Raw genomic sequence first — 12,569 nt, forward strand, 5'->3', positions numbered from 1 at the left:
TACCTCTGCTTATCGGACAAGTACAAAAAGGGGGGAGCGTAGGAAACTCAGTTGCCGGCTCCCAAAAACCTGGCGAAACACCCCCATTGCTCCAAAGTACCAACCGAAGACCGGATTTAGACTGACAGGACTTGGTTTTCTGCGTACCGCACCTGCCCGTTCTGAAATTTTTCTTTCCGTTGGTTTCTTCTTATTTTTAGATGAATTCCGATGCAAATGACAACAACTTATTGGATATTGTGGCTGTTCTTTCTTCTGACGCACACCGCCCGTGCACAAGATTTATCTGTACTCGTGCTGACAGGGGGACACGATTTTGACCGTCCTGCTTTTTTCGAAATGATGGATGCCCTGCCGGGTATTCGGTATACCGAAAAGCCCCACCCCGAAGCACGGGAATACTTTTTAGCAAAGCACCACGGCAAATTCGACGTGCTCGTATTTTATGACATGATCCAGGAAATTTCGCCCGAAGAAAAAGCAGGGTTTGAAAAACTGGTCCAAAAGGGTACAGGACTGGTTTTTTTGCACCACGCGCTTGTTTCGTACCAGGAGTGGGATTTTTACAAAAACGTCCTGGGCGGGCGTTATGTAGAGAATGGAGGGAATCCCTCCCTTCAATCCATCTACAAACACGACGTCGCGGTGAAAGTACACGTGGAAAACAACCGGAATGGCCTGCTCGAGGGATTGGAGGATTTCAAACTTTTTGACGAAATATACGGAAATGTGTGGATTTCAGCGGCCGTTGACCCGCTGCTTTCAACCCCGCATCCGCAAAGCATGCCCATTTTGGCATGGACCCAACAGCCGGCCAAAAAAACCCGGTCGGTGTACATCCAACCGGGCCATGGACCGGATGCATTCGCTCATCCCATGTACCGAAAACTCCTGGCTCAAAGTATTTTTTGGGCGTCCGGAAAAGCAATGAGGAGAAGAGACTAATCCTTGCCTGCTAAAACGAAGGCCCGTCGGCAGCACTGTTCAGGCAGAAGCCCATCATCCACTATCCCAATAGTCCTCTGCAGTATTCCAGGCATTTCTGCACTTCTTTCACGGCATCGGATCCATCGGGAACGGGATATTCCAGTTCGATGGTTGCAGGAAAACGATACTTCTCGTCCCGAATCAGATGCAAAATATCCTGTATCGGCGTATCCCCTTCCCCCCAGGGCAGGTTTCCTTTCCCATTAGCGGGAGTTTGACGGTCCTTGGTATGCATGCTGAGGATTCGCTTGTGGTGTTTTTTTAGTAAATCCATGATATCGGTGTGCCCGGCGGCGATGTAATGACCCGCATCAAAATTTAACCCGTTGGCGGGGCTTTGTGCCAAAGCGGTGTCCCAAAAATCAAACGTTTGCTGTTCGTGGCCATGGTACCCGACAGCCATGCGGTGGGTTTCTCCCATTTTTCCCAACTTTTGCGTATGGGCATCGTTGGAGGGGTGTTCCAGCGTCACATGGGAAGCTCCCAGCGCCTTGGCCGCTTTCATTCCATAGGCGATCTCCAGGTCGGAATTGCCCCTTCCAAAAGCGGAAGGTTTAAAGGCATAAATGCTGACACCGGCCTCTTTATACATTTTCTTTAACTTCTCAAAAGCCTTAAAATCCGTGTTGGACCGCCAGTCTGCAACCAGCTTCCCATGTGCTTCGGATTCCCTTTGCAATTCCACCAATTCCTTGCGTTCATCGACGCTCAACGATTCTCCCCTACGTTGCTTGCCCAATAGTTGGCCCAATTTCCTCCTGTCAACCGTTGACTCCGGCATTCCCGCAAAACTCTCTGCTGGTCCGCCCATCAACTCAATGGCATTGATTCCGCATTCAGTGACATAGTTGAGCGTCGCTTCAGCACTTTGGTCCGGCATCGACCGAAATGAGTAGGTAATACAACCGATCTGTACTCCGTTTATTTTTGAATTTGGTTTGTTGTAGTTCCGCAGGATGGACGGCGCACTCTGAAGCCAGGAAGGAGACAGGCCTACTCCTATCATCCCCAGCGTCGATTTGATTATAAACGATCTTCTGTTATTCATGGGTCTTGTTTTTTTCATGGGAAAGTTAGTTGCTAAAAATGAAAAAAGAAATCATTTTATCAACGATCTGCAAAATACGGAAAGCGAATCATTCCAACGGGTCCTTCCGATACGCGCCCGGGTGTCGTCCCGCAGTCCAACTATTACCGCTCTTTTGTCCCGCCGGACAAACCAAAGAAGAAAAGCTTTGCTTATTTATTTCGCTTTTTGTGAAACTCCGCAAAGACTTGTTCGATAGCATCCCTGTTTGCCTCCAGGTCCAGCCCTACCTGTTCCGCAAGACGTTCCACATCGGGCTCTTTTCCGGCATTCAAATCGGGTAGGGCCAATCCAATAAATGCATTGAGCTTCTCCAAATCTTCATTCTCCTCGGGGTCTTCCTCCTCGAACAGCAGCTCATACGGCATCAGTTCAATCTCCCTTTTCAATAGTTCTTCCGTGACGGTAAGCATGGCTGGCCGCACGTAAATATCTGCAACTTCTTCGACAGGCAGTCGGTGCTTTCGAAGAGCTTCCGCCAACACCCCATACCCCCGCTGTGTCATGGCCGTAACCTGTAACAAACGTTCTTCGCTGTCATAGTAAGCTGCCGCGAAATGCGGCTTTCCCGCCCAATCTTTGAGACGTATCCGGTATACGGATTCCACCTGATCCATTAAAAAATCCTTTTCCATTGCAGTCAACGGTACTTCCTGATCTTCCAATTCTGAAATAATCAATTCCAATACTTCCCCCTCGTGAACGGTCAGTGGATAATTGGACCTTGCAAACAACATCATGTAGGGTACCGGATTTTTCGCAACGTTCGCTAGCAATTCCTCTTCCGAAGCAATGGTTGGATATAGTTCTGTCGCAAAGAAGAAAAAGTCGTCTGCAGAAAAACTCCGAAAACCGGCCAGAGGTCCAAAGGTTTGCCAGCAGGCACCGTTGTACCCAATCAGATTGAACCAGGTTTCCATTGTATCCTGTTGGGCCAAAATCCGACGCATCCCCGTCGAGTAAAGTAAGTATTGCTCTCCCGAAAAAAGGTCCTCCATGGAATAAAAATCCGTTTCGGGACTGTCGAGAATTCGCGAAAAGCTAAATTTCCAGGGAGTTTCTGCCTGTCTTCGCAACCATTCCCTGTCCTCCTCGGGCATTCTGGAAATGGCGGCATGATTCAGGTACTTATGAATAAGCCCCTCTGCTTTCATCACCCGATGTATGATATACTGGGATTTGAGCAAGTCTACCCAACTTTTATCCATACCCGCAGAAATATGCCGGTATGCACCGAGCTGCTGGTCGGCTTGTTTTCCAAGTTTATCCTTATCTGCCGCGTAATGGATCAGAAACTTATCAATGATTCGAGCGGTGAAATCCGAATTCTCGCGGCATGCGTTCTTTAGTGCGGAATAATCTATCATGATGGGAAATATACGGGTTTTATACGCCTTGCAAAAGGGATTACTACTTTGGGGGTCGTTTTGCCTGCCGATCGGAAGGATCTACCATTTCTGCGCCAGATTTTTTCTTTGGGTAATTTTTGAACAGAAATGGTGTTGGACGGGCAGCAGATTTCCGAGCTGGGTACCTACTCCCAATCATTGACGGAAGGACCGATCCATCTGCAAGCCAACCTCAGGTACTGTTGCGCAGACAGGTGGGATTTCAATCATCAGCCAAAAAGATCCGAGCTTAAGTAGCGATCGCCTCGATCGCAGGTAATGCACACGATCAATCCCTCCTCAAGTGTTTTGGCAAGCTCCATTGCTGCATGAAGCGCTCCCCCACTACTCATCCCTGCCAGGATACCCTCCTCGCGGGCCATGCGTCGGGTCATGGTCGTGGCCTGTTCCTGACTCACGTCAATCACCTGATCCACCCGTTGCGGTTCAAATATCTGGGGAAGAAACTCCGGGGACCACCTGCGGATACCGGGAATGCTGGATCCGTCTGTGGGTTGGGTACCGACGATCTGAATGTCAGGATTCTGCTCTTTTAAGTACCTCGATACGCCCATAATCGTACCGGTGGTCCCCATGGCTGAAACAAAATGGGTAACCTTGCCCGCTGTATCCCGGTAGATTTCCGGTCCGGTGGTTTGGTAATGTGCGCGATAGTTGTCGGGATTGGAAAACTGATTCAACATAAAATACCCTTCTGATCGGGCCATTTCCTCCGCCAGGGTTCGGGAATACTCGATGGTTTTTTCGGCGGGCGTTAAAATCACCCGGGCTCCGTAGGCCTCCATGGATAGGATACGTTCTTTGGTCGAATTATCGGGCATGACAAGGGTCATCTCCACTCCCAGGAGATTGGCGACCATCGCCAAAGCAATACCGGTATTGCCTGAGGTAGCTTCGACAAGCCGGGAACCTTTACGAATATCGCCACGGTCGAGTGCGGCACGAATCATTTGATAGGCAGCGCGATCCTTTACGGAGCCTCCCGGGTTTTGACCTTCCAGTTTGCAACGAATTTTTACCCGCGGGTTTTCAGGAATCGTTTGTAGATCGATTAAGGGAGTGTTCCCAATCAACTCAAATAACTTCATAGGCTGGAGAATCACGCGTCACTTTTCAATACATAAAAATCTGTGAGATTGGAAGAGCCGTCGTAAATTTTGGTTTGGTAATAAATTTTACTTTTGGCCGGAATGCTCTTGGTTAACCACACGTTGCCACCGACCACGCTTCCCTGCCCGACAACGGTATCGCCTCCGAGGATGGTGGCCCCGGCATAAATGACCACATCGTCTTCTATCGTCGGGTGTCGTTTCTTATCGGCATCTTCCTTGTTTACGCTCAACGCACCAAGGGTGACGCCCTGGTAGATTTTTACCCGGTCTCCAACACGGGTGGTTTCGCCGATCACGATCCCTGTTGCATGGTCGATGCAAAAATACCTACCAATCTTCGCGCCCGGATGAATGTCTACACCAGTTTTGCTATGTGCGTATTCGGTGATCATTCTTGGTATCAAACCAATACCCAGGCTGTGCAACAGGTGAGCGATCCGGTAAGCGGCAATGGCATAGAATCCCGGATAACAACGGATGATTTCCGTCTTGGATTTGGCGGCAGGATCCCCTTCAAACATCGCCTGCAGATCTTCGTTTACGCGCTCGAATACCTCCTGCTCCAAGCGATCAAAAAAAGCATCAGCCAGCTTTTCTCCATCGCCTTTGTGGAGCGACTTGTTGTTTTTCAGAATTTTCCGCAGTTGCACCCTTAAATCAAAAAACTTTGTTTCGAGCTTATCACGTTCACGGTAAATTTCGTGGGCATGCTCGGGAAAAAGCAAACCAAGAACCTCGTCAAAAAAACGATTGATGACTTTTGGTGAAGGACATTCCGGACAGTGATTGTGAGCCTGGTGCAAGCGATCTATAAATGAATCCATGCTTTTCGTAGCTTTACCATACAAAACCCACTCTGATCACGTATGGTTCACTATACGGAGATCTTCTATTGTCGTAAGAAAAGTTGTAGAGCAGCATAAAGTTAATGCCGCCGCGCTCCCCAAAGGGAGTAAAATAACCCGCTCCACCAAACAAACCAGGGACCCAATCACGTGAAATCACAAATTCGTTCGTATTTGGAATCGGGTTGATTACTTCTACATTTAGTGCTTCGTACTCGGCATGCAAAAAGAACCGGGGGAGCACATTGTATCGATTGAATATCCTGCCTCCGTAAATGTGCGCATCTGCGTTTTGAACAAACCGGTTGTTTATATACTGATAGGTAGCTCCAAGGCCTGCGGAATACTTATCCGTCACCATGACACCGGCCAATGGGGAAATATCCACAAAAGTCACCGAACCAAATTGAAGGCTGAAATTCCCCCCGAAATAGACGCGTTCCTTTAATGGTGGATTATCTTCCGGATAGATGACCCGTTGGGCCGTGGCTGTCGGCAAGGTGCCCATAAAAAAAAGAAACAGCCAAAAAACACTCCAGGCGCGCAGGCATTTATTCTTCCACAATAACATAAAGGTCTTCCGTTTTCCGTTTCATCAAATAGCGCTCCCGCGCAAATTTCTCCAACAGCTCGTAATTGCTCAGCAATTCCTCTCGTTCCGCCTTTATCTTCTCTTTCCGCTCCCGGTAAAATTCCTTTTGGTTTTCCAAATCGTTCAGTTTGGAACGGAGTTTAAAATGGCTGATGATGTCATTGCTGTCAATAAAAACCATCCAGATAATGAATAAAACGGTAAAAACGAAGTAGAAGTTTTTGGTGTACTTAAGGTATTTCGCCATTGTCTCCCTTTATGTTTCTCCAAATATAGGAAAACAAATGCCATCCTTCCAAAAACAGCTAATTGGTTAATTAGTTTCTTCCGTAAATTTATAGTCAATGGGTAACGCATCCCCCATTCGCTGCCAGCTCCAATACCCTTCTAGAAAGACGGAAAGTGGATCGGACTCCAATCCCGTAGGGTAGATCACTACAGGGGATAGTTGGCTCATCGTGGAAATCGGATAAGGGGGCTTTGGGGCTTGCCCCGGCACAAACAAACGAGCGAATTCCCTGCCGACTTTTCCCGCGACATAGGTGACTTCCAAATAATCCGCAAACTCCAATAGTACTTCGCCATCTACTACTTTACTGTAATCTTCTTCGTTCAAAAGCACCGAACCTACTTTAGGAATCATTTTCGGCAGTGATTCTTTCTTTACTATCGCCGAAAGAGAATCCCTGAAAATGCCAAACTCCGAATCTTTTGTCGCGTCCAGTTGCTGCCTCGCCTCTGAAATTACCTTTTCCGAAGGTCGATCCGGATTCGGAACCTGCTCTATTTTTTTGACTTCAAATCCCGATTTATTGGTGGTGCGATCTCTGAGACTCCGCTTGAAATGCAGCCAGGAACCCAGGTAAGCGGAAGATCTGTTTTTTTCCCACCGACGTTTTTTCATTTTCCCGCCTTCCATTTCCGTATACCTGGGATAGCCGAGATAGTGGAATTTTCTTTTGGCAGTGTCCAGCTCAAAGGAAGTCAACAGATAGCTAATACGATACCCCAGTTGGTGATTTTCAATGATTAGAAAATCCGTGCTGTGAACTTTTAATACGGATTGCGCAAAGTCAATCACCAAAACTTCCGGATTGATAATATCGCAGCCCAAGGCAAACCTGCTATTGCCCAAAAAATAGGATTCAAAAATTCGAAAATTATCGTACCACTCCTGGCTTCTTTCTCCATCCACCTGCCACTCGCTCAGGTCGATTGGTTTTGGGGTCATCTGAAATACAAAATGCGGAAGATCACCTGAAAAATCATTCGCAAAAACCAGGTTTTCATAACCCATTAACGACAAAACCAATTCATGCCTCCCGGCTGCCATTTTCAGTTCAAATAATCCATTTTCATTGGCTACCGTGCCCGTTGACGTATTATTGACAAATACGGTAACGTAGGAAAGAGGCGCCTTCGACTCCCGATCCACCACTCTTCCTTTTAGGGTAATGTCTTGGGCCATCAGCGGAAAGGCGCTGGGTGATGCTCCGATAAATAGCCCGAACAAAATAAACACGGTCAGTTTCATTGCCTCCATGACCCGATAAACCTAAGTAATTGGAAATCAAAAACCTACCATTTTATCCAAATACCAAATTAGAAGTAATGGTACCTTCGAGTACGACATTGAAAAATACAACCCGTTTCATTAAAAAAACCTTTCACGCCCCGGGGCATAAAAGGTTTTTTTTACAGATTTGGTAACCGCTTAACCGTAGGTACCAAGAGGGAGTGAAGTGTTAAAATTTCAATCCTGGGAAATACGCTGAGTCACCAAGTTGTTCTTCAATTCTTAGCAGCTGGTTGTATTTGGCCATGCGATCGGAACGGGAAGCAGATCCCGTTTTGATTTGGCCGGTATTCAACGCTACTGCCAAATCCGCTATAGTAGCATCCTCTGTCTCACCAGACCTGTGTGACATGACTGATTTGTATTTATTGCGGTGGCACAAATCTACCGCATTGATGGTTTCGGTTAGTGAACCGATTTGGTTTACTTTTACCAGCAGGGCGTTCGCCACGTGTGCGTCAATTCCCTTCTGCAAACGCTCCACATTGGTCACAAATAAATCGTCCCCCACAATTTGAATTTTGTCGCCAACCGCTTCGGTCATCATTTTCCAACCTTTCCAGTCATCTTCCTGCATGCCATCTTCGATGGACTTGATGGGATAGTTGTTTACCCATTCGGTCCAGTAGTTGACCATCTGTTCGGAGGTAAGTTCGTCTCCGGTAGACTTTTTGAACACATACAATCCCCGCTCTTCGTCATAAAACTCAGAGGAGGCCGGGTCCATGGCTATAAACACATCTTCTCCGGGTCGGAAACCGGCTTTTTCTATGGCTTGCAGCACCACCTCAATGGCTTCTACGTTATTTTTTAAATCCGGCGCAAATCCCCCTTCGTCTCCTACATTGGTAGAAAGGCCTTTTGATTTTAGTACGGCTTTCAGCTCATGAAAAATCTGTGCTCCCATACGCAACGATTCGGAAAACGAGGCTGCTCCCGCAGGCATCACCATGAATTCCTGAAAATCAATCCCGTTATCGGCATGGGAGCCTCCATTCAGAATGTTCATCATTGGAACGGGAAGTGTATTGGCATTTACTCCACCAATGTATCGATAAAGGGGCTGCCCCGATTCCATGGCCGCGGCTTTGGCAACGGCGAGCGATACTCCAAGGATGGCATTGGCTCCCAGTTTGGACTTGTTCTTGGTACCGTCCAGGCTAATCATAAGCTGGTCAATCTGATTTTGCTCAAAAATATCAAAACCGACCAATTCCGGAGCAATCAGGTCATTTACATTGGCTACCGCTTTCAGCACGCCCTTTCCCATGTAAACGCTTTTGTCCCCGTCTCGTAACTCTACTGCCTCGTGCACACCGGTAGAGGCACCGCTGGGAACCGCAGCCCTTCCGAAGGCTCCATTTTCGGTAAATACATCTACTTCTACCGTGGGGTTGCCCCTGGAATCTAAAATCTGTCTTGCGTGAATGGATTGTATCAATGTCATAACAAAGTAAGGTTAATGATTTAGTTCTGTATAAGGGAAATAAATTGTTCAAATAGGTACCTGGAATCATGCGGCCCCGGAGCACTCTCCGGGTGGTATTGCACGGAAAAAGCCGGCTTGTTCTTCAGTTTGATTCCTGCTACCGTGCCGTCATTTAGATGCAAATGGGTAATTTCAAGCTGATCGTTTTGGTCGATATCTTCACGAGTCACCACAAAACCATGATTCTGAGAGGTGATTTCGCTCTTTCCGGTAAGTAAGTTTTTGATGGGGTGATTCAGTCCCCGGTGGCCGTGGTGCATTTTATAGGTAGAAACATTGCAGGCCCTGGCAAGGATCTGGTGTCCCAGACAAATTCCAAAAAGTGGTTTGCCCTGCTCCAGAATTTCTTTGGTGGTAGCCACCGCATATTCCATGACCGCTGGATCTCCCGGTCCGTTGGAGAGGAAATAGGCGTCGGGATTCCAGGCTTCCATGTCTGCAAAGGAAGTCTTTGCCGGGAATACCTTGCAGTACACTCCCCTATCGGCCAGGCAGCGCAAAATGTTTCTTTTTATTCCGTAATCCACACAGGCCACTTTGATCGGAGCATTTTCATCTCCGTAAAAATAAGGGTCACTGGTAGAAACGGTGGAAGATAACTCCAGACCGTTCATATCCGGGACCTTGGCCAACTCCGATTTCAACTTTTCCAGGTTGTCAAACTCAGAACTAATGATTGCATTCATGGCTCCTTTGGAGCGAATGTGGCGCACCAATTTGCGGGTATCTACATCGGCTATACCGGTGATTCCATGTCGCTCCAGGTAGTCCTGGAGGGATTCTGTCGCGTCCAGGCGACTGTAGATCTCGGAAAAATCGTTGACCACGATCCCGGCAATCAAGGGCCGATCCGACTGCTGGTCCTCGTCAATGACGCCGTAATTTCCGATATGAGGGGTGGTGTTGACAATAATTTGCCCGGTGTAGGAAGGGTCGGTATAGATTTCCTGGTATCCCGTCATTCCGGTATTGAAGCAGATTTCTCCACCATTGGTTCCATGGCTACCCACCAGGCTTCCGGTGAATACTGTTCCATCTGCTAAAAGAAGGGTGGCTTTTTTCTTATTCATGTCAATTTTTGATAGGCAAATTTAAGAAATTTCTAAGTAGTAGAAAGCTTTCAAGAAAAAGGATATAAAAAAGGGATTGAACCAAACGGCCAATCCCTGATTTTATTCATGCAATGGGGACATAACTTACTCAGACTTTTTGTCATCCTCTTTGTCACCGCTATCCTCTTCTTCACCGGCCTTCGGCTCATCAGAAGCCGCCGCTTCGGGTGTTTCCGATTCCGGAGTTTCAGAGGAAACTTCTTCAACGACTTCGGCCTCGGTGGATTTACTCTCTGACGCCTCTGTGGTTTCCGCAGTTGCAACGCCGGTACCGGCAGATTCATTGCCTTTTCCTGACCCTCTTCTGCTTCTTCTTCTTCCGGCTTTCTTCACGGGCTGTTCTTCCTTCAACATCAATTCGTTAAAGTCTACCAACTCGATGATACACATCTCGGCGTTATCGCCAAGCCTGTATCCCGTTTTGATAATACGGGTGTAGCCACCCGGACGATTTCCTACCTTCTCTACGACCTCTCCAAATAACAGCTTAATGGCTTCTTTATTTTTCAGGTAACCAAAAGCCACCCTGCGATTGTGGGTAGAGTCTTCTTTTGCTTTGGTAATAAGGGGCTCTATGTATTTCCTCAGCTCCTTGGCTTTGGCAAGGGTGGTACTGATCCGCTTGTGTTCCAAGAGAGACTTTGCCATATTTGATAGCATGGCCTTTCTATGCGAGGCGGTTCTACCCAGATGGTTAAATTTCTTACCGTGTCTCATGTTTAATTATTCTTCATCAAGTTTATACTTAGACAGATCCATGCCAAAGGTCAGGCCTTTTTCCTGGATCAACTGCTCCAATTCCGCCAATGATTTTTTACCGAAATTTCTAAACTTCATCATGTCAGAAATCTCAAGTTTGGCCAAATCACCGAGTGTTTTTACATCGGCAGCTTTGAGGCAGTTGTAGGCCCTGACCGACAAATCCAAATCGCTGAGGGAAGTTTTCAGCAACTTTCGCATATGCAGGTATTCCTCATCGATGGGCTCAATCGCTCCGCTTCCGGGAGCATCGATCACCATGGTCTGATCAGAAAATAACATGAAGTGTTGGATCAGTATCTTGGCCGATTCCTGCAAGGCCTTTTCGGGGTGGATCGAACCGTCGGTACTGACCTCCATGATCAATTGTTCGTAGTCCGTTTTTTGCTCCACACGGGTGTTTTCAATCCTGTACTTTACGTTCTTTATGGGCGTAAATATCGCATCCACGGAGATCGTACCGTAGATTTGCTCCTTGGGTTTGGACTCTTCGGCAGGCAGGTATCCCCGGCCCTTGTCGATGGTGAGTTCTATTTCCAGACTTTTGGAGTCGTCCAGGTGGCATATGACCAAATCAGGATTCAATACCTCGAAAGATGTGGTGAATTTAGCGATATCGCCAGCAGTAAATACCTCTTGGTTTTTGACCTCCACGGTAATCTTGTTATCGATTGCTTCGTGAATTTTCTTAAAACGAACCTGCTTAAGATTAAGAATGATATCTGTAACGTCTTCAACCACTCCTTCAATACTGGAGAATTCATGCACCACACCGGGCAGTTTTACAGCAGTGATCGCGTATCCCTCTAATGAAGACAAAAGAATCCTTCGAAGGGCATTACCTATGGTTACCCCGTATCCTTTTTCAAGTGGCTTGAAGGTAAACAGACCATGAAAATCGTCTGCTTTTTCCATTACCACTTTCTCTGGCATTTGAAATGCTAATATGGACATATCTTTAATTCTTTTTATAGGAATGTAAATGATTACTTAGAGTACAATTCTACGATCAGCTGCTCTTTGATGTTCTCGGGGATGTCCTCCCGCAATGGAACACTCACAAACTTTCCGCTCAGGGACCCATTGTCCCATTCCAACCAGCTGTACCGGGTGGTACCTCGACCTCTAAGACTTTCGGTGATCGCCTCCAGCGATTTCGATTTTTCTCTGACAGCAACCACATCACCTGGTTTCAAGAGGAAAGAGGGAATATTCACCACTTCACCATTGACAAGGATGTGCTTGTGAGAAACCAACTGCCGGGCGCCTCTTCGCGTGGGAGAGATTCCCAGCCGAAACACGGTATTATCAAGACGCGCTTCCAGAAGCTGCAACAGATTTTCACCCGTTACCCCTTTTTTTCGGGAAGCGATGTTAAACATGCGCGCAAACTGCCTCTCCAATACACCGTAAATGTACTTGGCTTTTTGCTTCTCCATAAGTTGGATGGCAAATTCGGACTGCTTCTTTCGTCTCCCCCTCCCATGCATACCGGGAGGATAATTTTTCTTTTGAAGCACTTTGCTATGCCCTTCGATGGGCTCGCCAAACTTTCTGGCAATCTTTGCTTTTGGACCTCTATATCTAGCCATGCGTATCTT

Annotated in this window: 13 protein-coding genes; 1 reads left to right on the top strand and 12 read right to left on the bottom strand. The window is 47.2% G+C overall.

Going from position 1 to position 12,569, the window contains the following annotated elements; translation table 11 throughout:
* The first annotated feature begins 216 nt into the window (after nt 1-216).
* Nucleotides 217-945 carry a ThuA domain-containing protein gene (locus ABWH99_RS21385; protein ID WP_375583818.1) on the top strand — a complete coding sequence of 243 codons (729 nt, stop codon included), beginning with the start codon at nt 217-219 and terminating at the stop codon, nt 943-945.
* Nucleotides 946-1,006: 61 nt separating this feature from the next.
* Here ABWH99_RS21385 and ABWH99_RS21390 read toward each other — a convergent pair whose 3' ends face one another.
* From ABWH99_RS21390 to rpsD, 12 genes are all read right to left on the bottom strand, one after another.
* The gene (locus ABWH99_RS21390; protein WP_375583819.1) at nt 1,007-2,035 is read right to left on the bottom strand and encodes a sugar phosphate isomerase/epimerase family protein; all 1,029 of its coding nucleotides are present in this window, start codon (nt 2,033-2,035) and stop codon (nt 1,007-1,009) included.
* 191 nt (nt 2,036-2,226) lie between these two features.
* Nucleotides 2,227-3,441 (bottom strand): hypothetical protein, encoded by a 1,215-nt coding sequence (locus ABWH99_RS21395; RefSeq protein WP_375583820.1) that lies wholly within the window; start codon nt 3,439-3,441, stop codon nt 2,227-2,229.
* A 251-nt stretch (nt 3,442-3,692) separates the two neighbouring features.
* Nucleotides 3,693-4,571: a cysteine synthase CysM gene (gene cysM, locus ABWH99_RS21400; RefSeq protein WP_375583821.1), complete on the bottom strand. Its 879-nt coding sequence runs from the start codon at nt 4,569-4,571 to the stop codon at nt 3,693-3,695.
* A gap of 11 nt (nt 4,572-4,582) precedes the next feature.
* Nucleotides 4,583-5,419: a serine O-acetyltransferase gene (locus tag ABWH99_RS21405; protein ID WP_375583822.1), complete on the bottom strand. Its 837-nt coding sequence runs from the start codon at nt 5,417-5,419 to the stop codon at nt 4,583-4,585.
* 13 nt (nt 5,420-5,432) lie between these two features.
* Nucleotides 5,433-6,011 (bottom strand): hypothetical protein, encoded by a 579-nt coding sequence (locus ABWH99_RS21410; RefSeq protein ID WP_375583823.1) that lies wholly within the window; start codon nt 6,009-6,011, stop codon nt 5,433-5,435.
* Nucleotides 5,992-6,279: a septum formation initiator family protein gene (locus ABWH99_RS21415; protein ID WP_375583824.1), complete on the bottom strand. Its 288-nt coding sequence runs from the start codon at nt 6,277-6,279 to the stop codon at nt 5,992-5,994. The genes ABWH99_RS21410 and ABWH99_RS21415 overlap by 20 nt, the downstream gene beginning before the upstream one ends.
* Nucleotides 6,280-6,345: 66 nt before the next feature.
* Entirely contained in the window at nt 6,346-7,575 is a 1,230-nt protein-coding gene (locus ABWH99_RS21420) for a carboxypeptidase-like regulatory domain-containing protein (protein ID WP_375583825.1), read from the bottom strand.
* Between the two features lie 202 nt (nt 7,576-7,777).
* A complete protein-coding gene (gene eno, locus ABWH99_RS21425) occupies nt 7,778-9,055 on the bottom strand; it encodes a phosphopyruvate hydratase (RefSeq protein ID WP_375583826.1) in 1,278 nt (425 codons plus the stop codon).
* Between the two features lie 20 nt (nt 9,056-9,075).
* Nucleotides 9,076-10,167 (bottom strand): glutamine-hydrolyzing carbamoyl-phosphate synthase small subunit, encoded by a 1,092-nt coding sequence (gene carA, locus ABWH99_RS21430; RefSeq protein ID WP_375583827.1) that lies wholly within the window; start codon nt 10,165-10,167, stop codon nt 9,076-9,078.
* A 126-nt stretch (nt 10,168-10,293) separates the two neighbouring features.
* Entirely contained in the window at nt 10,294-10,926 is a 633-nt protein-coding gene (rplQ, locus tag ABWH99_RS21435; RefSeq protein WP_375583828.1) for a 50S ribosomal protein L17, read from the bottom strand.
* Between the two features lie 6 nt (nt 10,927-10,932).
* Entirely contained in the window at nt 10,933-11,922 is a 990-nt protein-coding gene (locus ABWH99_RS21440; protein ID WP_375583829.1) for a DNA-directed RNA polymerase subunit alpha, read from the bottom strand.
* A gap of 32 nt (nt 11,923-11,954) precedes the next feature.
* Nucleotides 11,955-12,560, bottom strand: a complete 606-nt coding sequence (rpsD, locus tag ABWH99_RS21445; protein ID WP_375583830.1) for a 30S ribosomal protein S4 — start codon at nt 12,558-12,560, stop codon at nt 11,955-11,957.
* Between the last annotated feature and the right edge of the window lie 9 nt (nt 12,561-12,569).

It is taken from the genome of Cyclobacterium xiamenense (assembly GCF_042140265.1).
Taxonomy (GTDB): domain Bacteria; phylum Bacteroidota; class Bacteroidia; order Cytophagales; family Cyclobacteriaceae; genus Cyclobacterium; species Cyclobacterium xiamenense_A.